The sequence below is a fragment of the Actinoplanes rectilineatus genome (assembly GCF_000962825.1).
GTDB lineage: Bacteria > Actinomycetota > Actinomycetes > Mycobacteriales > Micromonosporaceae > Actinoplanes > Actinoplanes rectilineatus.
The window spans coordinates 72,849-97,803 of record NZ_JZKF01000032.1 but is presented as its reverse complement, the minus strand read 5'-3'; the positions used below and the strand labels follow the sequence as shown (position 1 = coordinate 97,803).

The 24,955-nt window shown below is 70.9% G+C and carries 20 protein-coding genes; 14 read left to right on the top strand and 6 right to left on the bottom strand.

From position 1 onward, the window contains the following. Positions 1–843: glycosyltransferase family protein (locus tag WH85_RS23900; RefSeq protein WP_045744218.1), on the bottom strand; the 843-nt coding region annotated here is incomplete at its 3' end. A 601-nt stretch (positions 844–1,444) separates the two neighbouring features. Here WH85_RS23900 and WH85_RS23895 point away from each other — a divergent pair. Further along, entirely contained in the window at positions 1,445–1,717 is a 273-nt protein-coding gene (locus WH85_RS23895) for a hypothetical protein (protein ID WP_045744217.1), read from the top strand. Positions 1,718–1,773: 56 nt separating this feature from the next. Further along, positions 1,774–3,717 (top strand): acyl-CoA dehydrogenase family protein, encoded by a 1,944-nt coding sequence (locus tag WH85_RS23890; protein WP_045744203.1) that lies wholly within the window; start codon positions 1,774–1,776, stop codon positions 3,715–3,717. A gap of 32 nt (positions 3,718–3,749) precedes the next feature. Here the strand turns inward: WH85_RS23890 and WH85_RS23885 are convergent, their stop codons facing one another. Then, on the bottom strand, positions 3,750–4,646 hold the full coding sequence (locus WH85_RS23885) for an isocitrate lyase/PEP mutase family protein (protein WP_045744216.1): 897 nt from the start codon (positions 4,644–4,646) through the stop codon (positions 3,750–3,752). Between the two features lie 203 nt (positions 4,647–4,849). On the opposite strand from WH85_RS23885, the gene WH85_RS23880 reads away from it, so the two are divergent. Beyond that, positions 4,850–7,378: a M14 family zinc carboxypeptidase gene (locus WH85_RS23880; protein ID WP_045744202.1), complete on the top strand. Its 2,529-nt coding sequence runs from the start codon at positions 4,850–4,852 to the stop codon at positions 7,376–7,378. A gap of 139 nt (positions 7,379–7,517) precedes the next feature. Here WH85_RS23880 and WH85_RS23875 read toward each other — a convergent pair whose 3' ends face one another. Beyond that, positions 7,518–9,449, bottom strand: a complete 1,932-nt coding sequence (locus WH85_RS23875; protein WP_245674065.1) for an ABC transporter ATP-binding protein — start codon at positions 9,447–9,449, stop codon at positions 7,518–7,520. Between the two features lie 2 nt (positions 9,450–9,451). Continuing rightward, positions 9,452–11,218: an ABC transporter ATP-binding protein gene (locus tag WH85_RS23870; RefSeq protein ID WP_052720753.1), complete on the bottom strand. Its 1,767-nt coding sequence runs from the start codon at positions 11,216–11,218 to the stop codon at positions 9,452–9,454. A gap of 160 nt (positions 11,219–11,378) precedes the next feature. On the opposite strand from WH85_RS23870, the gene WH85_RS23865 reads away from it, so the two are divergent. Continuing rightward, positions 11,379–13,025 (top strand): GGDEF domain-containing protein, encoded by a 1,647-nt coding sequence (locus WH85_RS23865; protein WP_157411194.1) that lies wholly within the window; start codon positions 11,379–11,381, stop codon positions 13,023–13,025. Beyond that, entirely contained in the window at positions 12,995–13,960 is a 966-nt protein-coding gene (locus WH85_RS23860) for a lamin tail domain-containing protein (RefSeq protein ID WP_045744200.1), read from the top strand. Before WH85_RS23865 ends, WH85_RS23860 begins: the two co-directional genes overlap by 31 nt. On the opposite strand, the gene WH85_RS23855 is transcribed toward WH85_RS23860, so the two are convergent. Both WH85_RS23855 and WH85_RS23850 read right to left on the bottom strand, forming a co-directional pair. Next, entirely contained in the window at positions 13,957–14,562 is a 606-nt protein-coding gene (locus tag WH85_RS23855) for a thymidine kinase (protein ID WP_045744199.1), read from the bottom strand. The two genes, WH85_RS23860 and WH85_RS23855, sit on opposite strands and share 4 nt — an antisense overlap. A 172-nt stretch (positions 14,563–14,734) precedes the next feature. After that, the gene (locus WH85_RS23850) at positions 14,735–16,063 is read right to left on the bottom strand and encodes an NAD(P)/FAD-dependent oxidoreductase (protein ID WP_052720750.1); all 1,329 of its coding nucleotides are present in this window, start codon (positions 16,061–16,063) and stop codon (positions 14,735–14,737) included. A 177-nt stretch (positions 16,064–16,240) separates the two neighbouring features. Here WH85_RS23850 and WH85_RS53785 point away from each other — a divergent pair, with 177 nt between their 5' ends. The 9 genes from WH85_RS53785 (at position 16,241) to WH85_RS23805 (ending at position 24,892) form a co-directional block, all read left to right on the top strand. Next, positions 16,241–17,500 carry a glycosyltransferase gene (locus WH85_RS53785; RefSeq protein ID WP_052720749.1) on the top strand — a complete coding sequence of 420 codons (1,260 nt, stop codon included), beginning with the start codon at positions 16,241–16,243 and terminating at the stop codon, positions 17,498–17,500. Next, positions 17,497–18,786 (top strand): oligosaccharide flippase family protein, encoded by a 1,290-nt coding sequence (locus WH85_RS23840; RefSeq protein ID WP_045744197.1) that lies wholly within the window; start codon positions 17,497–17,499, stop codon positions 18,784–18,786. Before WH85_RS53785 ends, WH85_RS23840 begins: the two co-directional genes overlap by 4 nt. Next, on the top strand, positions 18,783–19,598 hold the full coding sequence (locus WH85_RS23835) for a dolichyl-phosphate beta-glucosyltransferase (protein ID WP_045744196.1): 816 nt from the start codon (positions 18,783–18,785) through the stop codon (positions 19,596–19,598). Before WH85_RS23840 ends, WH85_RS23835 begins: the two co-directional genes overlap by 4 nt. 19 nt (positions 19,599–19,617) lie before the next feature. Beyond that, positions 19,618–19,956, top strand: coding sequence for an STAS domain-containing protein (locus WH85_RS23830; RefSeq protein WP_052720748.1), 339 nt, complete (start codon positions 19,618–19,620; stop codon positions 19,954–19,956). Continuing rightward, on the top strand, positions 19,956–21,344 hold the full coding sequence (locus WH85_RS23825; protein WP_045744195.1) for a PP2C family protein-serine/threonine phosphatase: 1,389 nt from the start codon (positions 19,956–19,958) through the stop codon (positions 21,342–21,344). Before WH85_RS23830 ends, WH85_RS23825 begins: the two co-directional genes overlap by 1 nt. Beyond that, positions 21,344–21,772, top strand: coding sequence for an ATP-binding protein (locus tag WH85_RS47355; protein WP_052720747.1), 429 nt, complete (start codon positions 21,344–21,346; stop codon positions 21,770–21,772). Before WH85_RS23825 ends, WH85_RS47355 begins: the two co-directional genes overlap by 1 nt. A gap of 10 nt (positions 21,773–21,782) precedes the next feature. Further along, positions 21,783–22,112: an STAS domain-containing protein gene (locus WH85_RS23815; RefSeq protein WP_045744194.1), complete on the top strand. Its 330-nt coding sequence runs from the start codon at positions 21,783–21,785 to the stop codon at positions 22,110–22,112. A 14-nt stretch (positions 22,113–22,126) separates the two neighbouring features. Next, positions 22,127–22,498, top strand: a complete 372-nt coding sequence (locus WH85_RS47350) for a response regulator (protein WP_245674062.1) — start codon at positions 22,127–22,129, stop codon at positions 22,496–22,498. A gap of 93 nt (positions 22,499–22,591) precedes the next feature. Then, positions 22,592–24,892: a fibronectin type III domain-containing protein gene (locus WH85_RS23805; RefSeq protein WP_045744193.1), complete on the top strand. Its 2,301-nt coding sequence runs from the start codon at positions 22,592–22,594 to the stop codon at positions 24,890–24,892. The last annotated feature ends 63 nt before the right edge of the window (positions 24,893–24,955 follow it).

Below are 24,955 nucleotides of genomic sequence, written 5' to 3'. Positions count from 1 at the left end.
CTGCGACTCGGCCCAGCGGGTGACCACGTTGTCGTAGTTGCCGTAGATCTGCGGGCCGATCACGAACGCCACGTCCGGGTCGCGGAAGTAGCCGAGCAGTCGTTCGGCGAAGTTGGGCAGCGGCACGTGGTCGGGGTCGACCGAGACGAAGACGTCGTAGTCGTCGCCGTTGGCGTCCACCCACGAGTTGTAGTTGCCGTGTTTGGTCTTCGCCTTGTACGCGCCGGCCTCGGTGTTCCACGCGGCCACGCCTTTGCGGCTGAAGTGGCGGATCCCGTTGCGCTCGCACATGGCCTTGACCTCGTCGTCGTCGCCCTCGTCGAGCAGCCAGACGTCGTAGTCACCGGGGTGCCGGATCTTCGTGGCGGCGACCAGGGTCTGTTCCACCATCTCGATCGGCTCCTTGCCGGGCACGATCGTGGTGAGGAACGCGACGCGCAGGCCGCCGTCGGCCTCCACCGGCACCGGGTCGCGGGCCCAGAGCGTGGCGAGGCAGAGCGTGACCACGTTGATCAGGCGGAACAGTTCGATCAGCGCGGTCGCCACGATCATCAGGATGGTGGCGGCGAACAGCCCGGCCTGCATCTGCCGGTCGGGGATCTGCACCGACGAGAGCAGCCAGCCGAAGAAGGTGGCCTCGAAGGCGAAGGCGAACATCGCGATGAGAACCGAACTGATCGGACGGTTCCGGGAAAGTGGGCGCAGTCGGACCCGGTACTCGGTGTCCGATGCGGGCGCCGTCTCGGGTGAGCCGGCCAGGAGGCTGAAGCCCTGGTAGTCGTAATCACGCTTAGTAACCGGCGCGACCACGGCCGGTTCAGTCGCCAATTGCTGGCCTGTCATCGGTCTCCCCCGCGACTCGACGTCGCTCTGAGTAATTTGGACGGTCGCCGACTCCTGATCGACGAGGGTCGTACCACTCGTTTGCGCCCTTGCAAGACAGCACGTCAGAGTAGGTATTGACGATTGAATACGGCATCACCCGTGGGCAAGGTCACGGCCCCGGGGGTGTGAATCTGTCACGCACGGTCACGGGGCTCACCCATTGAGGCAGGATGTCGGCGCAGGGTATCTTATTCGCTTACCGGGCACAGTGGAACAATAGCTATATTCCACTAAGATCGGACATACCGTGCACGCGTTCGTGTCGGCGCGCCTTACATCCAGCCCCGTTGATCAGTGGCCGACGTCACGGATCGTGTCCGGTGAACGCGCCGTGCCGCGGGTCGGAAAAGTGGCCTCACGCAGGGCGTACCCAAATGTTGATCTTGATTTGGGGGTCTTTCGTGATGACCGGTTCGGTCGATGTGTCGCCGGGTTCCGCGGGGGTCGCGGAATTTCGTCGCGGTCAGTTACCGAAACCGTCGAACCGACACGCGCCGTGATCCGTTCTCTCTGTCATGCGGGGCACGAGCGCCCCGTGATGACGACATAGGCGGTGGCGATGCTGATCCTGTCCCTGCTCATCCTGGTTCTGGCTGCCGCTTGCGTGCTCGCGGTGCGTGGGGTGCGTGCGGATGCGAGGGCCGAGGCGGAGCCGCTGAGCATCCCGGAGTCGTTCTTCGCCCCCGAGAGCCTCGAAGGCGTCCTCTGTGCCCAGCTGATCGAAGGCGAGATCACCCGAGGTCAGTACCGGCGGTCGATGGCCGGCATCGCGGCACGTGACGAGGTCCGCCACCCGCTGGTGGTGCCGTGGGCGGGCGGCGCCGAGGGCTGAACGTCATCTTCCCGCGTCCTGGCGTGCCCGAGGTTACCGGTGGGTAATAATGGTGTATGAGCGATCAGCACAACCACCTGCGGGACGTCCTGGACGGCCGGTGGGCGCACATCCGCCAGGCCGTCCGGGACCGCCTCGGCGCGGACTTCGTGACGGTGCACGGCGAGACCGGGCCGGAGGCCCGCGACCGGATCAGCACCCTGATCCGCAAGATCCCCGGTGACGCCGGGATCGCCGACGCGTTCCCGGTGGAGTACGGCGGCAACGGCGACCCGGCCGGCTCGGCGGTCGCCGCGGAGATGCTCGCGCACGTCGACCTGTCGCTGATGGTGAAGGCCGGCGTGCAGTGGGGACTGTTCGGCGGCGCGGTCGTGGCACTCGGCACGGAACGGCACTACGAGGCGTACCTGCGGGACATCATCTCGGCCGACCTGATGGGCTGCTTCGCCATGACCGAGACCGGACACGGCTCGGACGTCCAGCAACTGCGGACCAGCTGCGTGTACGACCCCGCGACGCAGACGTTCGACCTGCACACCCCGCACGAGGCGGCCCGCAAGGACTACATCGGCAACGCCGCGAAGGACGGGCGGATGGCGGTCGTCTTCGCCCAGCTGATCACCGGTGGCGAGCGGCGCGGCGTCCATGCCTGGATGGTCCCGATCCGCGACGAGAACGGCGACCCGATGCCCGGCGTCACCCTCGGCGACGCCGGCGCCAAGGCGGGACTGCTCGGGGTGGACAACGGGCGGATCTCGTTCGACCACGTGACGGTGCCGCGCGACATGCTGCTGGACCGGTACGGCCAGGTCGCCGCGGACGGCACCTACACCAGCCCGATCGAGAACGACACCCGGCGCTTCTTCACCATGCTCGGCACCCTGGTCCGCGGCCGGGTCACCGTCGGCGGCGCGTCCTCGTCGGCGACCAAGAACGCGCTGGCCATCGCGGTCCGGTACGGCGACGTCCGCCGCCAGTTCTCCCGGCCCGGCGCCCCCGACGAGGTGGTGCTCAACGACTACCTCGCCCACCAGCGCAAACTCCTGCCGGCGTTGGCGACCACCTATGCGTACGCGTTCGCCCAGGAGGAGTTGCTGGTCGCGCTCTCCGACGTGCAGACCGGCGGGACCACCGACGAACTCCGGCAGCGGGAACTCGAGTCCCGGGCCGCGGGCCTGAAAGCCGCGCAGACCTGGCACGCCACCCGCACCATCCAGATGTGCCGGGAGGCCTGCGGTGGTGCCGGCTACCTCGCCGAGAACCGGCTGCCCGGCCTGAAGGCGGACACCGACGTCTTCACCACGTTCGAGGGCGACAACACGGTGCTGCTCCAACTCGTCGCGAAGGGCCTGCTCACCGGATACCGGGATGCCTTCGGATCGCTGGACGGCTGGGGACGCGCCACGTTCGTCGCCGAGCAGGTCCGCGAGATGGTCCTGGAACGCACCGCCGCCCGCAGCGTGATCCAGCGCCTCATCGGTGCGGTGCCCGGACGCGAGGACGACGTCGCCGTCACCGACCGCGGCTGGCAGCTCAAGACCTTCGAGGACCGGGAGAGGCACCTGCTCGAAGGCGCGATCCGCCGCCTGCGCAAGGGCGCCGCGACGAAGAAGGACGACCCGTTCGCGATCTTCAACGACGTGCAGGACCACGTGCTGCGCACCGCGGCCGCCCACATCGACCGGGTCACCCTCGAGGCGTTCGTCGCCGGCATCGAACGTGCCGACCCGTCGGTCAAGGACCTGCTCTCCCGGGTCTGCGACCTGTACGCCCTCTCGGTCATCGAGGCCGACAAGGGCTGGCTCCTGGAACACGGACGCCTCACCCCGGGCCGGTCGAAAGCGGTCACGGCGGTGGTCAACGACCTGCTCAAGGAGCTGCGCCCGCACATGCGCACCCTGGTCGACGGGTTCGCGATCCCCGACGTCTGGCTCAACAGTGCCATCCTGCGTGAAGAGGAGCAGCGCCAGGAGGCGCTCAGGGCGCAGGCCACTCCCTGAGCGGAACCGGGCGGGCGTGATGACGGCGCGGGTCAGGTGTGCAGGCCGCGGGGGACGTGACGGGAGTCCGGCTCGCGGGTCTCGGGGCGTTCGGCGAGGGCGGTGAGCGCGGCCCACGGCATCCGGTCGGTCTCCTCGGCGCTGCCCGCCTCGGCCAGCGCGCGGTAGGCCAGCGACGCACCGCGGACCGCGGCCAGCAGGGCGGCCAGCGGATGCAGCACCAGCCGGACACCGGCCGCCGCCAGTACGGCGTCGGTCGTCTCCGGGTCCGTGCCGGTCACCTTCGGGCTGGCGTAGAGCTGCGGGATCCGGCGGGGTGCGGCCTCGCTGCGCTCGATCACCAGGGGTACGCCCGGAGCCGCCCGGTGGATCGCCATCAGCTCGTCCGGGTCGGTCACCCCCTCCGGCAGGACCGCGTCGGCCCCGGCTTCGGCGTACGCGCGGGTCCGCCGTACGACACCGGGGAGGCCTTCGGTCGCGTACGCGTCGGTCCGCGCGAGAAGCGCGAGGTCCGGCACCTGCTCGGCCAGTGACCGGATGGTGGCCGTGGCCGGTGCGAGCCCGAAGATCTCCCTGCGGTCGCCGGTGGACCGGTCGGTCAGGTGCAGGCCGGAGATCCCGGCACGCAGGTACGCCTGGCCGGTCCAGACCGCATGCGACGGACTGTCGTAGCCGGCGTCCGCGTCGGCCAGCAGCGGCACCCCTTCCAGGGCGGCGACCAGGGTGGACGCCCGGTCGGCGACCTGTGTGGCACCGACGAAGTCGAGGTCGGGGCGGCCGAGCAGGACGGCCGAGACGGCGGTCGTGGAGAGGTGGACGGCCGGGTGCCCGGCCCGGGCGGCGAGCGCGGCGGTGACCGGATCCCAGACGCCGGGCACGTGAGTGACCTTTTCGGAGGAGAGGAGGGCGCGCAGTGCGGATGCGGTCATGATCGAAGTCTGCACCGCGGATCGATTCCGGTCACCTCGGGAGGGGGTGGAGCGACGGCCGGGGACGGGCTTCATTCCGGTGGGAATCGGCCGATCGGGGAGGGGAGGGCACCGCGGGCGGATTCATCGAGGTTTTACGTATCGACGATTGTGCATCTGATCCGGTCCGGGCAGGGTGTGGGGAGTCGCAACGGAGGTGCTCGGTGGACCTGTCACGAACTCTGGCCGGGATCGGTGCCGGCCTGCTGGCCGCGGCCGCCCTGATCGGCGCCCCGGTGGCCGCCGCACCCACTGATCCCGGCGGTCCGTCGAGCCGGGAGTTCGGGAACGGGCCGGAGCGCAACGACGTCGCCGCCCTCGCCACGGCGCTGCGGATCGCGGCGGCGGCACCGGCCGGGAGCGGTGACCGGTGGGTCCCGCGACCGCACGGCTATCCGCGGAGGGTGACACTGCCGCTGCCGCCCGAAGACCTGTCGGACAAATCGCTGAAGCTGGGGCTTTTCGCGTACCATCAGATCGCCCCGAAGCTGAACGCGCTGCAGCAGATCTCCGACCGGGTCTCCGCGGAGGTCATCGGGAAATCGGCCGGCGGCCGCGACCTCTATCTCGTCACGGTGACCGCGCCCGAGACCGCCGCCCAGGCCGCCCGGCAGGACCGCTGGCGTGCCCTGATCGAGAACGACCCGGCGGCCGCCCGCCGCGACCGGGATCTGAGCAGGGACTACAAGACCCCGATCTGGATCAACGCGAACATCCACGGCAACGAGTGGGAGGGCACCGACGGCGCGCTCCGGGTGATCGAACGCCTGGCCACCGCGGGTGACGCCGCGACCGGGGAGTTCCTGCGGCGCAGCCGGGTCCACGTGACGGTCACCAACAACCCGGACGGCCGGGTCGCCGGGACCCGGGCGAACGGCGCCGGCTTCGACATCAACCGGGACCACGCCACCAGTTCGCAGCCGGAGTCCCGCGCGGTCCGCGACGTCGTGATCGCCACGCAGCCGCTCGTCATGCTCGACGAACACGGGTACACCGGCACGACACTGATCGAACCGGCGACGCCGCCGCACGGGCAGAACTACGAGTACGACCTCTACATCAAGCAGGCGCTCCCCAACGCCCTCGGGATGGAGGCGGCGATCCAGCGGCTGGGCCACCCGGAGACCGCGCGCGCCGACATCCCGTTCCGCGACTACGCGCCCGGCGACTGGGACGACTGGCCGCCGATCTTCACCCCGATGTACGCGATCTACCAGGGCGCGGTCGGCCACACCGTCGAGGTGCCGCTGGCGGTCAACAACGCCGAGTACACGAACCTGCCGGTGGCCGAGCTGCGCCGCCGCTCGGCGATCAACACGGACGTGGCGGCGGCGACGATCGAGGCCACCCTCACCTATGCCGGCGAGCACCGGGCGGAACTGCTCGCCGGGCAGATCGAACAGTTCCGGCGCGGCTGGGCGGGCGAACCGTCACCGGTCGTCCCGGACGGCTTCGTGCCCGGGTTCGGGCCCGAGGACCGCTACGCCACCGAGTTCCCCCGCGCCTACGTGATCCCGGCCGGGACCGCGGCCGCCGCCCGCCTGGCCGACCATCTGATCGCCCACGACGTGCGGGTCACCGCCGCCACCGGCGACTTCACGCTCGACGGCCGGCGCTACCGGCGCGGTGACTTCATCGTCGACATGCACCAGCCCAAACGAGGGCTCGCCAACGTGCTCCTCGAAGCCGGCCGGGACATCTCCGGACTGGTCCCGCAGATGTACGACATCTCGGGCTGGAGCCACGGCCTGCTCTGGGGCGCCCGGGTCGACATCAGCCGCACGGCGGCACCGCGGGTCGCCACCCGGCCGGTGACCGGTGCCGCGGTGGTCCCGGACGTCCCGCGCGGCCGCGACCTGGCCCTGACCCTGCGCGACGGCACCGACGTGCGGGCGGTCAACGAACTGCTCGCCGCCGGTGTCGCGGTGCGGCAGACCGGCGCGGACACCGTCGTGGTCCCGGCCGGGGCGCGAGAACAGGCCGCCGCGCTCGCGAAGACCTTCGGCGTACGTTTCACCGCGGCGTCCCCCGACTCCCCGGGGACGCCCCTCGCCCGTCCGGTGATCGCGGCAGCCGCCTCGGCCGACGAACTGTTCGCCCTCGCCGAGATGGGTTTCGCGGTCCGGACCGTCTCGACCGCCACCCTGAACGCCGGGGCCACACTGTCCGGCGTGGACACGCTGATCGTCTCGGCCGGTCTCTCGTACACCGCGCTGAACGCCGCCGCCCGCGCCGAGATGGACACGTTCCTGGCCCGCGGCGGGGTGGTGACCCGGGGCGGCACCGGTGCCGCCTTCAACGCCGCCGCCGGTCTGCTCCCCGCGACCGCGGTGGCCGGACGTGGTGACGCCAACGGGGTGGTCTCCGTGGTCAACACCGGTGCCGTGGTCGGACGGGGATCACCCGACCACGCGTTCGTCTACTCGCCGCTCTGGTTCACCGGCACCGGCTTCACCGTCGAGCAGCGGTACGGGCCGGATCCCCTGGTGGCCGGCCACTGGCTGCCCTCCGCGGCCGGTGCGAACGGTCCCGGGCAGGCGGCCGGCCAGGCGTCGGTGGTGTCCGGGACGACGGCCCGGGGCGGGCGGGCGGTGCTGTTCGGCACCGAACCGTTGTTCCGCGCCCACCCCAAGGGCCTGTACGCCTCGTACGCCCGGGCCCTCTTCTGGACCGCCGGCGTCGGGAGAGGCTGAACCTACCGCGGCCCGGAGGTCCTATGGTCCTCGCCAGGCTTCCCTGACCACGATCGATCCCGCCACGCCCGTGATCGGGGGTGGCGGGGCAACCGCGGAAGCGGTAGTCGGCGCGTCCCGTGAGTACGCTCGCGGAGCGTCAGGGGGCCGCGTGCGAGGCCCACCTCGTGTGCATCGCCGCGTAGCGGCCGTCCAGGGCCAGCAGTGCGGCGTGCGTGCCGGACTCGACGATGCCGCCCCCGTCCACCACGATGATCCGGTCCGCCCGCTCGGCGGTGGAGAGGCGATGGGCCACCAGGATCGCGGTCCGGCCGTCGAGCAGGCGCTGGATCGCGGCCTCCACACGCAGCTCGGAACGGAGGTCGAGGCTCGAGGTGGCCTCGTCCAGGACCACCACCCGCGGCTCCGCCACGAAGACCCGGGCCAGGGCGATCAGCTGACGTTCGCCGGACGAGACGGACTGCCCGCGTTCGTGCAGGACGGTGTCCAGGCCGTCGGGGGACCGGTCGACCAGGTCACGCAGGCCCACGGCGTCGACGGCGGCCTCGACCCGCGCCGCCGGGGCGTCCGGCCGGGCGAAGGTGATGTTGTCGCGCAGGGTGCCCGCGAACAGGAACGGCTCCTGGGGGACCACACCGATCTGGCGGTGCAGCGACTCCAGCGTGACGTCGCGCAGGTCGTGGCCGTCGATCTCGATGGTGCCGGTGGCCGGGTCGTACAGGCGGGCCACCAGTTTGGCCAGGGTGGACTTGCCGGCGCCGGTCGGGCCCACGCAGGCGATCTTCTCGCCGGGGCGGATCGACAGGGAGACGCCGGTGAGGACCGGGCGGCCCGGCAGATAGCCGAAGGTGACGTCGCGCATCTCGATGCCGCCGGTCACCGGGGGCAGGACGACGGCGTCCGGGCGTTCGGGCACGTCCGGCCGGGTGGCCAGCAGGCCCCGGAGTTTGGTCAGGGCGGCGCGGGCCTGCTGGTGGTTCGTGTAGAGCTGGACCAGCTGCTGAACGGGCTGGAAGAACGCGTTGAGGTAGAGGACGAAGGCGGTCAGCTCGCCGATGGTCAGCGTGCCCCGCAGCACCATCCGGCCGCCGATCAGCAGCAGCGCCGCCAGGCCCAGCAGACCGATCACCGAGGTGCCGGGACCGTAGACGGCGTTGATGCGGCCGGTGTGGTCGTTGGCGTCGCGGTACGCCCCGACCACCTCACGATGCTCGACGATGCTGCGGTCCTGCTGGTTGTGGGCGGTGATCACCCGGACGCCGTAGAGGCTCTCCGACAGGTGGGAGAAGAGGGTCGCGATGGCGTCGCGCTGGCGGAGGTACCCGGTGTCGGCGGCCCGGCGGAACCAGAGGGAGAGCAGGAGCAGCGGCGGCACCACCAGGATCAGTGTGACGGCGGCCAGCGCCGGGTCGTAGTGGACCAGGACGGCGGTGACGACGACCATGGTCAGGCCGTGGATCAGGAACTGGGCGAATCCCTCCTGCAGGAGGTGCTGCAGGGCCTCGACGTCCGAGGTCATCCTCGTCATCGTGACGCCGGCCTTCTCCTTCGTGTAGAAGTCCAGGCTCAGGCGCTGCAACTGGGCGAAGACCCGGACGCGCAGGTCCCGCATCGCGTACGCGGCGAGCCGTCCGCTCTGCCTGATGCGCACCGCCGAGGCGGCGGCGGTCAGCGCGACCGACACCAGGAACGCGACGGCGGCGGCCACCAGCACGGTGACGTCCGCGGCGACGATGCCGTGGTCGATGCCGACCTGCACCAGGTACGGTCCGGACTGCAGCAGCAGCGCCTCCACGAGCACCGCCACCGCGGCCGTCACCAGCAGCGCCGGGCGGCCGGAGAGCAGGGACCAGAGGGTGAGGCGTCCCCGGTCCGGCTGCTGGGTGAAGGTCTCGTCGGGCGCCGGGTGATCGGGTTCGGTCGCCTCCAGACGGTCCACGCCCGCCGCCAGCTCCGGCGGGATCCCGGCGAACGGTCCCCGCCGGTCGCCCGCACCGGAACCGCCGCCCATGCCCCGGACCCCGCCCGCGCCGGCGCCGCCGCCCGGCCCGCCGAAACCGCCGCCGAACATGCTCACGCGGGCACCTCCGTGGCCAGGACCCGCGCGTAGCGGGGCTCGGTGGCCAGCAGCCGGGCGTGGGTGCCGTCGGCCACCACCCGGCCGTTCTCGATCAGGACCACGCGGTCGGCCAGGTTGATGGTGGCCAGGCGGTGGGCCACGACGAGGGTGGTGCGGGAGCGCATCAGGCGGCTCAGGGCCTCGTGGATCTCGTGCTCCACGCGGACGTCCACGGCGCTGGTGGCGTCGTCCAGAATCAGCACGGGCGGGTTGAGCAGCAGTGCCCGGGCTATCGCCACGCGTTGGCGCTGGCCGCCGGAGAGCGTGTAGCCGCGTTCGCCGACCACCGTGTCGTACCCCTGCGGGAGGTCGTCGATGAATCCGGCCGCACCCGCGGCACTCGCCGCGGCCACCACCTCCTCGCGGGTCGCGGCGGGGTGTCCGAAAGCGATGTTGTCGTGCAGGGACATCGAGAACAGGAACGGCTCGTCCGGGACGATGCCCACCCGGGACCGCAGCGTCGCCAGTGGATGGTCGCGGACGTCCACGTCGTCGAGCAGCACCCGGCCGGCGTCGGCGTCGTAGAAGCGGGCGGCCAGTTTCGCGACCGTCGACTTGCCGCTGCCGGTGGCCCCGACCAGGGCCACCGTCTCCCCGGGCCGGATCCGCAGGTCCAGGCCGTGCAGTGCGGGCGTGCCGTCGGGGTACGCGAAACGCACTCCCACGAAGGCCAGCCCGCCCCGGGGTTCCGGGACGGTCGGGACGGCCGGATCGGTCAGTGCGGCGGGAGTGTCCAGGATGTCGTAGATGCGCTGGGCGGACGCGGCGGCCCGCTGGCCCATCATGATGATCATCCCCAGCATCCGGAACGGGGGCAGGAGCATCAGCACGTACGAGTTGAACGCGACGATCGTGCCGACCGTGGCCTGCCCGTCCAGCACCATCAGCCCGCCGAGCAGCAGGACCAGCGCCAGCCCGAGCCGGGGCAGGTTGTCCATCACCGGCAGCCAGCGGCTCCGCGTCCGGGACTCCACCATGTACGCCCACCGCACCCCGCCGGCCGCCTCCGCCAGCAGGTCGAGCTGACGCTTCTCGGCCGCGAACGCCTTGACCACCCGGACGCCCTGGACGTTCTCGTCGACGACGGTGGCGACCTGGGCCAGCCGGGACTGGATCAGCCAGGAGACCGGGAAGATGGCCTTGCGCATCCGGACACCCAGCACCGCGATCGCCGGCATCGTCACCATGGCGACCACCGCGAGCGGGGCGTTGATCGACAGCATCAGGGCGAAGGCGATCAGCGCGATCGTGCACTGGACCAGGATCGACGGGCCGAACGCCAGGTACATCTGCACGGCCCGGATGTCGCTGGTGGCCCGGGACAGCAACTCGCCGGACTGGGCCCGGTCGTAGAAGCCGTAGGACATCCGCATCAGATGATCGAAGACGACGCAACGCAGGTCGTACTCCATCTCGAAGGCCGTGCGCAGCAGGTAGAGCCGGGCCAGGAAGTTGATGAACCCCTGGGTGACGGCGAGCGCGGCGATCAGCCACACGTACCGCGTCAGGCTCTCGGTGCGGTCCACCAGCGCGCGGTCGATGCCGATCCGGAGCAGGTCGGGGATCTGCACCTGGGCGACCAGGCCGAGGAAGGAGAGCGTCAACGAGGTGATCAACAGGAGGCGGTGGGCCCGGACGATCGGCCAGGCGCGCCGGAGCCAGCTCTTCGAGGGATCGGGATCGATGCCGGCCTTGGGGGCCCGGCGCGGGACGGAGGTCAAACGGCACTCCTCGCCTCGGATCTCCTTAGCCTAGCTAACAACGGCGTGCCGACCGGCGTTCCGGGTTTGCCAATCGTGCGAGGCGGGTGAACGATGATCCGGGTGAGCACCGTATTCCTACGGCGCCGCCCGTTCGCGCCGATCAGACGGCGTGACGCGGGTGCTCGCCGATAGCTTCGGGTCCGCAGCGGACCGCTCCGCGCGCCTGGACCGTCTCGAGGACTGGACCGGACGCGACCTGCACGGCCGTGCCGCCGAGGCGGAACGGGCCGAACGCGAGGCCACCGAGGCCGGTGACGTCGCTGCCCGGATGCGGGCGCGCCTGATCCGGGCCGACATCGCGGAACGCACCGGTGAGCTGCGCCCGGCCGCCGAGGCGATGTGGCGGATCAACGAGTGGGCGCACGCCGAGGGGCACCGCTACCTGATCGCCCGCAGCCATCTGCTGCTCGGCCGGACCTACCGCAACCTGGGTGACGTGGCCGCGCTGCTGGACCACGCGGTCGCCGCGGTCGAGGCGCTGCCCGACGAGGTCCCGCCCCGGCGCCGCCTGCCGTACGTGGTCAAGTACGCCGACGCGCTCACCGAGACCGGCTCGATCGCGGCGGCCCGGGAACGGTACCGGCAGGCCGAGGTGCTCGCCCGGTACAGCGCCGACATCCGGGACCGGATCATGGTGCTGAACAACCACGCGTACGCGGAGTACCTCGCCGGCGATCCGCAGCGGGCGTGGGCGGTGGTCCGGCGGATGCGGGTGCTCGCCGCCGCCCACGGGCACGCGCTCGACCCCAACGACCTGGACACCGTCGCGAGTGTGCAGATCGCGCTCGGCCGGCACGCCGAGGCCGAGCAGACGGTGCTCGCGGCCATCGCCGCGTACCCGGACGGCCCGCAGGAGGCGGACGCGCTCCCGGAGTTCCTGCTCACCCTGGCGGTCACCCGGCGGCTGGGCGGTGACCCGGCCGCCGCACAGGCCACCCTGGACGAATGCCGCGCCCAGTGCGAGGCGCACGGCCACCAGGAGATCCTGGTCCGGGTGATGCAGGAACAGGCCGAGTTGTACGCGGCCCGCGGCGACCACGCCCGCGCGTTCGAGGAACACAAACGCTTCCACGCCGCCGAGAAGGAGGTGCAGTCGGAGGCCCGCGAGGCGCAGGCCCGCAACCGGCAGGCGCTGTTCGAGGTCAACGAGGCACGGCAGGAGGCCGAACGGTTCCGCGAGCAGGCCCGGCGCGACCCGCTGACCGGTCTGCGCAACCGGCGGTTCGTCGACGAGAACCTGCCGGGGCTGATCGAGCAGGGCACCCGGACCGGCGTGCCGCTGTGGGTGGCACTGTTCGACCTCGACCACTTCAAACAGGTCAACGACGTGTGTACGCACGAGGCCGGCGACCGGGTGCTGACCGCGGTGGCCCGGCTGCTCAGCGACGCGGCGACCGAGCCGGGGTTCGCCGCGCGGCTGGGCGGCGAGGAGTTCCTGCTGGTGGTGAGCGGGATGGACGGCGCGACGGTGACGGCCCACCTCGACCGGGTCCGGCAGGCGGTGGCGGCGTACCCGTGGTCGCCGGTCACCGGGGACCTGGCGGTGACGATCAGTGCCGGGGTGGCCGGGGCGCGGTTCGGCAGCGACCAGGCGGACCTGCTGGCCCGGGCGGACGCGCAGCTCTACCGGGCCAAACGGGGCGGTCGTAACCGGGTGTGCCGGGAGATGCCGCCCGATACGGTGGGTGAGCCGGATTCCTCAACCCGGTCCGGCGACGGGCCGATGGAGGCAGCATGCTCCGCCGTCTCGCCGCCCTCACCCTGACCGCGACGCTCGCCCTGCTGGGAGCGGCGGTGCCCGCCCAGGCGGCGATGGTCGCCTGCCGTCACGTGGCATCCGGGCCGCGCTGCCTGGTGTGGACCGGGACGGTCTCGTGGGTCGCCGACGGTGACACCCCGCGCGTCGACCTCGACGGCGACGGCACCCGGGAACTGGTGTCGATCCGGCTGGTGGGCATTCAGGCGATGGAGCAGAGCGTCTACTCCCCGCAGCCGGCGAAACGCCGCGGCGACTGTCACGCGCTGCAGGCGACCGCCCGGTTCGAGCAACTGGTCAAGGCGGGCGGCGGCAAGATCCGGATCACCGCGTTGCAGGCGTCCAGTTCCAGCGGCAGACGTCCGCTGCGCTCGGTGGCCGTGAGGATCGACGATCAGTGGCACGACGTCGGCCTGGACCTGGTCCGCCGTGGTCTCGCCCTGTGGCTGCCGTTCAGCGGCGAGTGGGCCTGGGACGAGCAGTACCGCAAGGCCACCCAGCAGGCGGCGGCCGACCGGGTGGGCCTGTTCGACACGGACTTCTGCGGCTCGGGACCGTCCCAGGACAGCGGGATCCGGATGACGGTGAACGGCGACCCCGACGGTGTCGACGCCGACAACCTGAACGGCGAGTACTTCCGGATCGTCAACCCGTCGTCGCGGGCGGTGCCGGTGGGCGGCTGGTGGGTCCGCGACTCGGCACTGCGCCGCTACACGATCCCGCCGGGCAACGTGGTCCCGGCGGGCGGCGAGTTCGTCGTGCACGTCGGCCGGGGGACGAACACCGCCACCCACAAGTACTGGGGACTGAGCCAGCCGATCTTCACGAACGTGGACCCGGCCAACCACGGGTACGGCGACGGCGGTTACCTGTTCGACCCGCAGGGCGACCTGCGGGCCTGGGACGTCTACCCCTGCGTCGTCGCCTGCCAGGGGAAGTCCTAGAACGACGGCCCGGGGTCTCCGTTGCGCCAGTGGCGGCGGCAGAGCACCCGGTAGGCGACGGCGCCCGTGGCGGTCGTGTCGCCGACGGCCACCTGCTCGCCGGCCCGGGCCACCTCACCACCCACGATCCGCGCGTTCTGCCGGCCCGGCCGCCCGCACCAGCAGGTCACCTCGACCTGCAGCGGGACGATCGTGTCGGCCAGCTCGATCAGGCGCTGCGCGCCCGGGAACAGGTGGGACAGGAAGTCCGTGGTGATCGCGTAGCAGTCGATGTCGACGCTCAGCTCGTCGACCGCCCAGGCCAGCTGTTCGACCTGGTCGAGGCTGAGGAACTGGGCCTCGTCGACGATCACGAAACCGCCGCCGGGTACGTAGTCGGTGACCAGGCGGGCCAGATCCATCCCGTGGGCGACCTCGATGGCGTCGGCGGTCACCCCGAGACGGGAGGACATGATGCCCTCACCGGCACGGTCCTGGCTGGTGAGCAGGACGCCGGGGCGCCCGGCCTGCCGGCGGTTGAAGGCGTTCTGCAGGGCCAGGGTGCTCTTGCCCGAACCCATCCTGCCGGTGAACAGGGTCAGCGTCCCGAAGACGGGCGCCATGACCGGCTGCCGGGGAATGAGCTCTCGCGTCGGAGTCGTGCCGTTCGCGGACGCAGCCGGAAGCAATGGCGAGCCTTCCTCGGATTCAACAGGGGCCGCTACACGCTACCTGGCCCGGACGCGGCCGTGTGAAGGCCATGTCCGGGCCACTCCGATATCACTTGTCCGTTCTTCACCGCCGGAACGGGTCGCCGTACTCCCGCAGGGCCCGCCGGGCGAACGCCTGCTGCTGCGTGGCGACACGCTCGGAGCGCCCGCGGCCCAGGAAACTGACGAACCAGTGCAGGACGGCGGTCACCCGGTTCTTGAAGCCGACCAGGTAGAAGAGGTGGACGGCCACCCAGACCACCCAGGCCGGAAAGCCGGAGAGACGGACCTTGCCGATGCTGGCCACCGCCGACGAGCGCGAGATGGTGGCCAGACTGCCCTTGTCGAAGTACTGGAACGGCTGTCCGGTGGGCTTGCCGGCGAGACGGCGTTCGATCTGGTCGGCGGCGTGCCGGCCGCTCTGGATGGCGACCTGGGCGACCCCGGGCAGCGGGCGGCCGTCCGGTCCGGGCAGGTTCATCATGTCGCCGAGCACGAAGATCTCCGGGTGGCCGGGGACCGTGGTGTCCGGTTCGACCTGTACCCGGCCGGCCCGGTCGGTGCCGGCACCGGTCGCCGCGGCGATCTTGCCGGCCAGCGAGGGCGCGGCGACGCCGGCCGCCCACACCTTGGTCATCGACGGGATGCGCTCCCGGCCGCGGTCCGACTCGACCTCGATGCCCTCGGCGTCGACCCCGACCACCTTGGTGTTCAGCATCACCTCGACGCCGAGCTTCTCCAGCTCGTGCTGGGCCCGGCTGGAGAGGTGGTCGCCGAAGGTGTTGAGGACCGCCCCGACCGCGTCGACCAGGATGATCCGCGCCTTGCGGGAGTCGATGTGACGGTACTGCCCGGCCAGGTTGCGGTGGGCCAGTTCGGCGATCTGGCCGGCCATCTCGGTGCCGGTCGGGCCGGCCCCGACGACCACGAAACTCAGCCAGCGCTCCACCGCCTCCGGGTCGTCGACGTGCAGGTCGGCCACCTCGAACGCGCCGAAGATCCGGGCGCGCAGTTCGAGGGCGTCGTCGATGCTCTTCATGCCGGGGGCGTACTCGGCGAACTCGTCGTTGCCGAAGTAGGACTGGGAGGCGCCGGCCGCGACGATCAGGGTGTCGTACGGCACGGTGTAGTCGATGCCCGGACCGGACACCTCGACCGTCTTCGCCGCCACGTCGACGTCCCGCACCCAGCCGAGGCGGACGTCGACGTTGTCCTGGCGCTTGAGGATCTCCCGGATCGGCGGGGCCACCTCGCCCTCGGACAGGATGCCGGTCGCCACCTGGTACAGCAGCGGCTGGAAGAGGTGGTACGCCGTACCGTTGATCAGGGTGATGTCGACGTCGGCCCGGCGCAGCGCCTTGACGGCGAAGAGCCCGCCGAAACCGGCCCCGACGACTACCACACGATGACGCATGCTCACTCCTCGCACTCAAGGGCACCGTCCACCAGAGTGGTATGCCCCTCCCGGGAGGGGAAGTACTCCTCGAACGGGCCGAAAAAACGACCTTGATCCCGGCTCGTACTCGACCTGCCCTCAAATGGCAACCGGCCACGTGTTCAAGCCGGGGCGGGAAATGCCGATTCGGCTGACATGCCACCTCATCCGCTCGCTTCGACGGAGCGCACCGGTCCGGCCGGTCGCCGTACGTCCGCCGTTCCGGGGCGTTCCGCTCTGCGCATCGGGGTCGTCACCGCTCTGCCGCCGGGTCGCAACAGCCTGAACGAGTTCGGCTTCCACCTGGTGAAGCACCTCGCCACCGTGCACGAGACGGCCGAGGTCGTGGTGTACGCCGACGAGACCGACGCCGGGCCCCCGGCGACGCTGGCCGGTGCCCGTAACGTCGCCTGCTGGAAGTTCAACGACGTCGGGAACCTGTGGCGCATCGTCGGCGCGGTCCGGGCCACCAAGCCCGACGCGGTGATCTTCAACCTGCAGTTCGCCACTTTCGGCGACCAGCGGGTGGCCGGTGGTCTCGGCCTGCTGACCCCGGCGGTGCTGCGGATGCTCGGCGTCCCGTCGGTGGTCATCCTGCACAACCTCTCCGACAACGTCGACATGCGCGACGCGGGCTTCGCCGGCAACCGGGCGACCGCGTGGCTGATGCGGACCGCCGGCAAGGCGCTGACCCGGGCGCTGCTGCGGGCCAACCTGGTCGCGGTCACCATCCCGCGCTACGTCGAGCTGCTGAACACCCGGTACGGCGCCCGCAACGCGGTCCTGGCGCCGCACGGCAGCTTCGAGGAGCTGGCGATGCCGTCGTTCGACGTGCCGCCCGGCAAACGGCGCATCCTGGCGTTCGGCAAGTGGGGCACCTACAAGACGGTGGACACGCTCGTCGAGGCGTACCAGGAGCTGTTGCGGACCGGGCACGACGACCTGGAGCTGGTGATCGGCGGGTCGGACAGCCCGAACTCGCCCGGTTACCTGGACAGCGTGGCGAAGCGGTACGCCGACGTGCCCGGGATCGTCTACACCGGGTACGTCGCGGAGGACGACGTGCCGGCGCTGTTCCGGTCGGCGAGTGTGGTGGCGTTCCCGTACACCTCGACCACCGGCAGCTCCGGGGTGCTGCACCAGGCCGGCGAGTACGGCCGGGCGGTGGCGCTGCCCCGGATCGGCGACTTCGTCGAGATCATCGAGGAGGAGGGTTTCCGCGGCACGTACTTCGAGCCCGGTGACCCGGTCAGCCTGGCCGGTGCGATGGCCGAGGTGCTCGACGACGACGAGCTGCGGGAGGACCTGGGACGGCGCAACTTCGCCGCCGCGACCGGCATCCCGATGTCCGAGGTCGTGCAGTGGCACGTCATGCACATCAACCGCATCCTGCAGCAGCAACGGTCGCGCCGGTGAGCACGGCCACCAGGAACGCCGCGTCGGCGCAGGGCTCCCGCCTGGCCCGGGACGGCGTCGTGCTGGCGCTGGTCACCATGTGCGCCCACGCGGGCAACTACGTGCTGAACCTGGCGCTGGCCCGGTGGCTGTCACCGGCCGCGTTCGCCGACGCCAACCTGATGGTCACGCTGATGGCGCTGACCACGGCGCTGGCACTGGGCCTGCAACTGGTGGTGGCCCGGGCGGTCGGCCGGTACGAGGTGGCCGGCGACGAGGCGCACGCCGCCTGGCTCACCCGCCGCCTGCACCGGTGGTCGTGGGGCGCCGGCCTGACGGTGGCCGCCCTGCTGATCCTGGGCGCGCCGTACTGGCAGCACCTGTTGCGGACCGAGTCGGCCTGGCCGTTCGTGATCCTCGGCGCGGGCATGCCGTTCTACCTGGCCATGTCGGTCGGGCGCGGTGTCCTGCAGGGCCGGCTGGCGTTCCGCCGGCTGGGGGCGTCGCTGCTGGTCGAGGTGCTGGCCCGGATCGTGGTCACGGTCGGCCTGCTCCAGCTGGGCGGCGGCGCGACCGCGGCCTCGGCGGGACTGACCGCCTCGTTCGTCGTCACCTGGTGGCTGGTACGGCGTACCGTCGCGGTCTCCGAGGCCCCGGACGCGCAGGCGGCCGAGGCCGCCGAGGTGCGCCGGCACGCCGCCCTGGTCGCGGTCTTCCTGGCCGGCCAGACCCTGATCACCAACGGCGACGTGCTGATCGCCAAGCACTTCCTCGACCCGGTCACCGCGGGGTCCTACTCGGCGGTGTCGCTCCTCGGCCGGTCGGTCTTCTTCCTGACGTGGTCGGTGGCGACCGTGGTGTTCCCGGCGGTGGCCCGCCGGCACGCCGCCGGTGAGGGTTCCTCCGGGTTGCTGCGCGGCGGCGTGGCGGTGGTGTTCGCGATCGGTGCGCTCTGCACGCTGGGCAGCGCCTTGTTCGGGGGACAGGTGTTGCACCTGTTCCTCGGGGACGGCTACCCGGATCTCACCACCCTGCTGACCGGATACGTCCTGGGGACCACGTTCTTCGCGGTCGCGAACCTGATCGCCAGCCATCATCTGGCGGCCGGCCGGTCGGTCGAATCCTGGGCGCTCCTGGCCGGCGCCCTGATTCAAACCGTGCTGATGCTCATGTGGCACCACGGTCCGGCCGAACTGGTGAACGCGCAGACGGCGGCGAAGGCCGGCCTGCTGCTGATAGTGGCGGCCTGCCCGCTCGTCACCCTCTCATCCCGGAAACTACTGGTGGAAGGTACTACTGCGCGATGAGTCTCGATGCCTACACGGCCTACCGGACCTGGGCCGCCGAGGAGATCAGTCACCCGCCGCGGGTGTCGGTGGTGATCCCGGCCTACAACGAGGAAGAGCGGATCATCCCGACCATCGGTGCGATCGCCACCCACATGTCGGCCCGGGGTGAGCCCTGGGAGCTGATCGTCGCCGACGACGGCTCGACGGACACCACCGTCTCGCTGCTGCAGACCATGAACCTGGCGAACATGCGGGTGCTGGTCGCCGAGCGCAACGGCGGCAAGGGCAGCGCGGTACGCCGCGGCGTGCTGGCCGCCCGGGGCGAGATCGTGCTGTTCGCCGACGCGGACCAGTCGACGCCGATCGAGCAGTTCGACCACCTCCTCAACCGGATCACGCACGAGGGGTACGACATAGTCATCGGCTCCCGGCACGCGGCCGGCGCCTCGGTGGCGAACAAGAGCATGGTGCGCAAGATGCTCAGCGGCGGCCTGCGGTTCGTGGTCCGCACCCTCGGTGGCCTGACCATCACCGACACGCAGTGCGGTTTCAAGCTGTTCACCGCGCCGGCGGCCCGCAGCCTGTTCACCCGGCAGATCATCGACGGTTTCTCGTTCGACCTGGAAGTGCTCTACCTGGCGAACAAGACCCAGATGAGGGTGGCCGAGGTGCCGGTCGAGTGGATCGACGCTCCCGGCTCCACGGTCCGCCCGCTGAAGGTGACGCTGCAGTTCCTCCAGGAACTGATCCGGGTTCGCCTGAACGACCTCCGGGGGCGTTACGCGCACCACCGTTCCGGCGCCGGGATCCCGGCGCAAACCATCCGATAACCAAGGGGAGAAACAACCGATGCAGATCAACGGCGAACGTCACGACAACGGTCACCGGATTGCCGTCACCGGCCGGTTCGACGCCCACGAGACCACCGAGTTCCGGGGCTACATCGAGGACCTGCTGGCGCAGGGCAGCCGGCGGATCCGGATCGACCTGTCCAAGGTCAACTTCATCGACTCGAGCGCCCTGGCCGCGCTGCTGCACGCCTCACGTGCCGCGGCCAACGCCGGTGTCGAGTTCGTGCTGGCGGACCTCTCCGACCCGGTGCGAGTGATCTTCGAGCTCACCGCACTCGACCAGGCCTTCACGATCGAGGGTGCAGCCACGTCCGGCCCGGTCGGTCAGCTCGCATGATGACACGGCCGACGTCGGTCGCCGAAGCGGTGGACGCGTTGCTGCTCGCCACGGGAACGGCGCCCGGCGCCGTCCCGGGCGACGCGTCCGCGTCGCCGGAGCCCGACTCGGCTGCGTCGGCGGCCGCCCATCTGCTCAGGATGGCGGAGCTGTACGAGGACGCACAGACCGAGCTCACCGATGCTCTGGTCGCCGCGCACGACCGTCTGCTCGCGGTGTACGACCTGACCAGCGCGCAGGCGGACAGCCGGGACCACGCGGAGGCGTACGGCCGGACGGCCGCCGCCATCCTGCGCAGTACCGATTGCGACGCCGGGGTTCTTCTGGGCTCCGGCGTCCGGTACACCGTCGGTGACTCCACCCACCGGTCCCGCCTGTTCGGCCTCTGCAAGGCGGCCCTGCGCAAAGGCGTGACCGATGCGGAGATCGTCGCGGACGCGCCGCTGCCGACCATGGTGGCGCCGGTGCCGCGGACCATACCGGCCCTGGTGGTGGCCCTGAGCCGGAGCGAGGGCCCGGCCTTCGACACCGGCGACGTCAAGCTGCTCGGCGCGGTCACCTCGGTGATCGGCGGGCTGGTCAACCTGACCCGGATGCACCAGCGCGAGGTCGAGCGGGCGCAACTGGAACAGGAGCACAAGGCGGCCTCCGAGCTCGCGCAGGCGGTGCTCTCGGCGGAACCGCCGCATGTCACGGGCACCGATGTGTACGCCCGATGTGTGCCGGCGCACCTCGCCGGTGGTGACTTCTTCGCTTTCGTCCCCCGGCCCGGCACCCTGTGGTTCGCCGTCGGGGACGTGGCCGGAAAGGGACTTCCTGCTGCCATGATCATGACTCGTGCCGTGACGTCGATCCGGAACGCGTGCGCTTCCGGCGACGACAGCGATCCGGGAGCCATCGTCAACAGAGTCAATGACGAGTTGTACGAATATCTCTTCAGCGCCGGCCGCTTCATCACCATGGCGGTCGGCCGGTATCGGACCGGCGACGGCTACATCGACATCTGCAATGCCGGGCACAGTCCGGTGGCCCGCGCGGACGGCGACGGCGTTACGGTGATCAAACCGAACACCCTCCCGCTCGGCGCGCTGCAGCATGCCGGGGCCAAGTCGGTCCGGGTGCCGTTCTCCCCCGGCGATCTGCTCGTCCTCGGCTCGGACGGGCTCGCCGAACAGCAGAACCGTGACGGCCAGCTCTTCGGGTACGACCGCTTCCTCGACGCGGTCGGCCGGGCACACCAGTCGCTCTCCTACGGCCGCCGTGCCGACGACGCCCCGCAGCAGGTCGCCCAGCGACTGTTCGCGGAGGTCGCGCTGCACGCCCAGGGCACCCAGCCGGACGACGACCGCACGGTCGTGGTGCTGCGTGCGACGGAGATGACCTCCTGATGGCCGCCCCGCAGTTGTGGGAGCTGGTGCTCCCCGCCGACCACGCGAGCCTGCGCCGCCTCGGACCCTGGCTCGCCGACCTGATGGGCCCGGTACGCCCGGACGACGTGCCGAAACTGGTCAGCCGCATCGAGCTGGCCCTGCACGAGGTCTGCGTGAACGTGGTGGATCACGCGTACAACGGCGCCCCCGGGACGGTGACGATCACCGGCCGGGCCGACGGCGACTACGTCGTGCTGCGCATCACCGACCTGGGCGTGCCCTTCGAGCGTTCCTCGGTCGTCGCGCCCCAGCCCGGGGTGCCGCAGATCCGCGGTTACGGCCTGATGATCGTCGACCAGCTCGCCGATGGTGTGGCGTTCGAGCGCGACGGTGACCTGAACATCTGCGAGCTGCGTTTCCGGCGTACCCGCCCGGAAACCCCCTGAACGGAGAGATATGAAGATCTCGGAGACCAGTGACGAGGCGTCCGGTGTCGCCACGCTGAGCGTCAGCGGCCGGCTCGACTCGCTGGAGGCGGGCAATCTGCGCCGGGCGATCGACCTGTTGATCGACAACGGCTGCACCTCGCTCACCATCGACCTCACCAAGATCGTCTTCATGGACAGTGCCGGCCTGGCGGCGGTGGTGCAGGCGCACCGGCGCCTGCAGTTCTCCGGCGGTGAGCTGGTCGTGGTACGCCCGGCCGAGGAGAACGCGAACCGCGTCTTCGAGCTCACCCAGTTCGACAAGATGCTCACGATGCGCGACGCCGCGATCGAGCGGTGACCCGGGTGGAGAAGATGAACGGTGACGTCCTCGTGGTCGAGGACGACGTCGTCTCCCGCATGATCCTGTGCCGGATGCTGCAACAGATGGACCTGAACCCGGTGGCCGCCTCCAGCGTCCAGGAGGCGCTCGAGGTCGCCGGCAAGGGCGACTTCCGCCTGGTCATCTCGGACTTCATGCTGCCCGACGGCACCGGCCTGGAACTGCTCGAGAAGCTGCCGGCCCTGGGCCGGCAGAGCGCGCCCTTCATCCTGGTGACCAGCGTGGGCACCGCCGTGATGGAGAACGACGGCGGCCAGCACAAGGTCGACGGTTACCTCACCAAGCCGATGCACTCCCGGGAGCTGCGGGCCATCGTCAAGAAGGTCTGCGGGGACGAGTCGTGAGGCGATTCTCCTCATGGCGGTGACCTTCCCGCCGAAGGTTACGCGCAGAGCCAGCTCCCACTGAACTCATCCCCGGCAACGGACGGAACCCAGATGGCCCTCACCCCCCAGATCCTCCGAAGGCACCTGGCCTCGCCGCTTGCGCGGGTCGCCGGAGTCGCCACCCTGCTCGGCGGTGGTCTCGTCGCGATACCGCCCACGGCGGCGATGGCCGCCGTGGCGGTCCCGACCGCGCCCACCAGCGTGACCGCCGAGCGCTCCAGCAAGGACGTCCGTGACTTCACCGTCTCGTGGCAGAAGGGCACCGGCCCGGTCAGCCAGTACGCGGTGGTCGTCTTCGCCGACGGCAAGCGGACCCAGAAGAACGTCTCCGCCACCACCACCAGCCTGCTCGTCGAGGGCAACTCGCTGCAGAGCGTGTACCAGGTGCACGTGGCCTCGCTGAACTCGGAGAAGCAGGGTTCGGTCTCCGACGAGATCACCGTCAACCCGGTGCTCTCCGGCCCGCCGGTGGACGTCAACGGCTCGGTCAGCATCGACGGCTCGGGGATCACGGCCCGGTGGTCCCCGCCGCAGCGCGCCGGCCTCAACCCGGTCCTGCGCTACCAGGTGACCTTCACCGACTCGCTGACCCGGATCAAGCGCACCTACGCCACCACCAACACCCGCCTGGACGCCCCGGTGGACGCCGACCGCGTGTACGAGGTCGGGGTCTCCGCGGTCACCAAGGACGGCACCAGCATCACCGAGACCGCCGAGCTCGGCGGCGCCAAGGCCTCCACCCCGCGGTACTTCACCGCGATCCGCGACTCCGACTCGCCCGAGCAGGTCGTGCTCAACTGGTCCACCCCGGCCTGGGCCGGCTCGGACGACGTCGTCACCGGGTACGAGATCGGCTCCGGCACCGGCACGGTGACCAGCTGGTCCGCGGTCGGCGACACCCTCACCACCACCGTCCCCCTGGCGTCCGCGAAGTCCGCCGTCTACTCGGTGCGGGCGCTCACCGCGGGCGGCGCCTCGGCCCTGGCCGACCCGAACTCGGTCGACACCGCGGTCAAGACGCAGCAGGTCAACGACGCGTACCCGATCGCCGCCAGCTCCACCGGCAGTGACGTCACGGTCAGCTTCGCCTCCAACCTGGCGGTCAGCCAGGAGTGGCTGTGGGCCTGGCTGCTGCCGGCCGACGGCTGGTCGTACCGGGACATGCGCATCGTGCGCAACGGCCTGCAGAAGGCGATCTCGTTCAGCGACGTGCCCAGCGGCCGCTACAAGGTCTACATCCTCGGCCTGAACAGCAGCCTGTTCGCCATCAACGGCGTCACCCTGTTCAACGAGGAGATCATCGTCAACGACCTGTCCGAGACGGTGAACGCCACCGAGGCCGCGTTCAGCGCCGGCAGCTCCACCTGGCACGGCATCTACCCGCCGGCCAAGCTGCCCAACGTCGCGATGACCGACAAGATGTCCTACGACGGCGCGACCAGCATGTCGGTGACCGCGACCGCCAACAGCGTCGGCCAGAACATCACCGCCGGCGCCGGCCCGGCCCGCGCGGTACCGGTCAGCGGCGGCAAGCAGCTGGTGGTCTCGGCCCAGGGCTACACCACCACCCTGCCCACCCAGTGGAACCTCGGCATCTCCTGGTGGGACGCGAACAACAACCAGATCGCGGTGTCCCGCACCAACCGCCTGGCCAAGGTGCTCGGCAACTGGAAGTCCTCCGGCGGCACCTTCACCGCGCCCAAGAACGCGGTGGCGGCCAGCGCCTTCGTCGAGGTCGGCGAGCTGCTGCGCGGACAGACCTTCTACATCGACGACATCGCGCTGCGCAGCTACGTCCCCTCGCAGCAGGTCTCCACGGCCGGCGACTGGAACGTGGTCCGCGGCCAGGCCCAGCTCTCCGGCGGCACGGTCTCGATGACGACGGCCGGTGACAGCGAGGTGCTCGACAGCGACACCCCGGGCACCGACATCAGCGTCAACACGCAGGCCCAGCTCACCTCGGGCACCGGCGCGTACGGCGTCGAGGTCCGCGGCACCAAGACCAGCACCGGGACGACCGGATACCTGGTGCAGGTCAGCAAGAAGGCCGGCAGCGCCGGCACCGTGCAGCTGCTGCAGATGGTCGCCGGCAAGGTCTGCGCGTCCACCCTGGCGAGCGCGACCCTGGCGTCGTCGTTCAACCCGGCCACCGCGCACAAGGTGACCGTCCGGGCGGCCGGCAACGGCCTCGGCGTCTCGCTGGCCGGCAAGCAGGTGCTGACCGTCAGCAGCCTGTCGGACGTGGTCACCGCCAAGAAGTGCGGCGCGGCGCCCACCGGCACCGCGGTCGGCCTGAGCAAGGCCGGCGACGCCACCGTGGAGTTCACCGGGACGGTCCTGAACAAGGGCTGATCCACCCGGCCGCTGACCCGGCCGTTCTCAGATGCCGCCGATGTCGTCCGACAGGGGGGATAT

Excerpts from the sequence above, each read along its gene's own strand:
- WH85_RS23850 (WP_052720750.1), bottom strand. The coding sequence starts at position 16,063 with ATGCGTCATCGTGTGGTAGTCGTCGGGGCCGGTTTCGGCGGGCTCTTC.
- WH85_RS47350 (WP_245674062.1), top strand. The coding sequence starts at position 22,127 with ATGAACGGTGACGTCCTCGTGGTCGAGGACGACGTCGTCTCCCGCATG.
- WH85_RS23835 (WP_045744196.1), top strand. The coding sequence starts at position 18,783 with ATGAGTCTCGATGCCTACACGGCCTACCGGACCTGGGCCGCCGAGGAG.
- WH85_RS23855 (WP_045744199.1), bottom strand. The coding sequence starts at position 14,562 with ATGGCGCCCGTCTTCGGGACGCTGACCCTGTTCACCGGCAGGATGGGT.
- WH85_RS23875 (WP_245674065.1), bottom strand. The coding sequence starts at position 9,449 with ATGTTCGGCGGCGGTTTCGGCGGGCCGGGCGGCGGCGCCGGCGCGGGC.
- WH85_RS23805 (WP_045744193.1), top strand. The coding sequence starts at position 22,592 with ATGGCCCTCACCCCCCAGATCCTCCGAAGGCACCTGGCCTCGCCGCTT.
- WH85_RS23860 (WP_045744200.1), top strand. The coding sequence starts at position 12,995 with ATGCTCCGCCGTCTCGCCGCCCTCACCCTGACCGCGACGCTCGCCCTG.
- WH85_RS23895 (WP_045744217.1), top strand. The coding sequence starts at position 1,445 with ATGCTGATCCTGTCCCTGCTCATCCTGGTTCTGGCTGCCGCTTGCGTG.
- WH85_RS23830 (WP_052720748.1), top strand. The coding sequence starts at position 19,618 with ATGCAGATCAACGGCGAACGTCACGACAACGGTCACCGGATTGCCGTC.
- WH85_RS47355 (WP_052720747.1), top strand. The coding sequence starts at position 21,344 with ATGGCCGCCCCGCAGTTGTGGGAGCTGGTGCTCCCCGCCGACCACGCG.
- WH85_RS23890 (WP_045744203.1), top strand. The coding sequence starts at position 1,774 with ATGAGCGATCAGCACAACCACCTGCGGGACGTCCTGGACGGCCGGTGG.
- WH85_RS23825 (WP_045744195.1), top strand. The coding sequence starts at position 19,956 with ATGACACGGCCGACGTCGGTCGCCGAAGCGGTGGACGCGTTGCTGCTC.
- WH85_RS53785 (WP_052720749.1), top strand. The coding sequence starts at position 16,241 with ATGCCACCTCATCCGCTCGCTTCGACGGAGCGCACCGGTCCGGCCGGT.
- WH85_RS23815 (WP_045744194.1), top strand. The coding sequence starts at position 21,783 with ATGAAGATCTCGGAGACCAGTGACGAGGCGTCCGGTGTCGCCACGCTG.
- WH85_RS23885 (WP_045744216.1), bottom strand. The coding sequence starts at position 4,646 with ATGACCGCATCCGCACTGCGCGCCCTCCTCTCCTCCGAAAAGGTCACT.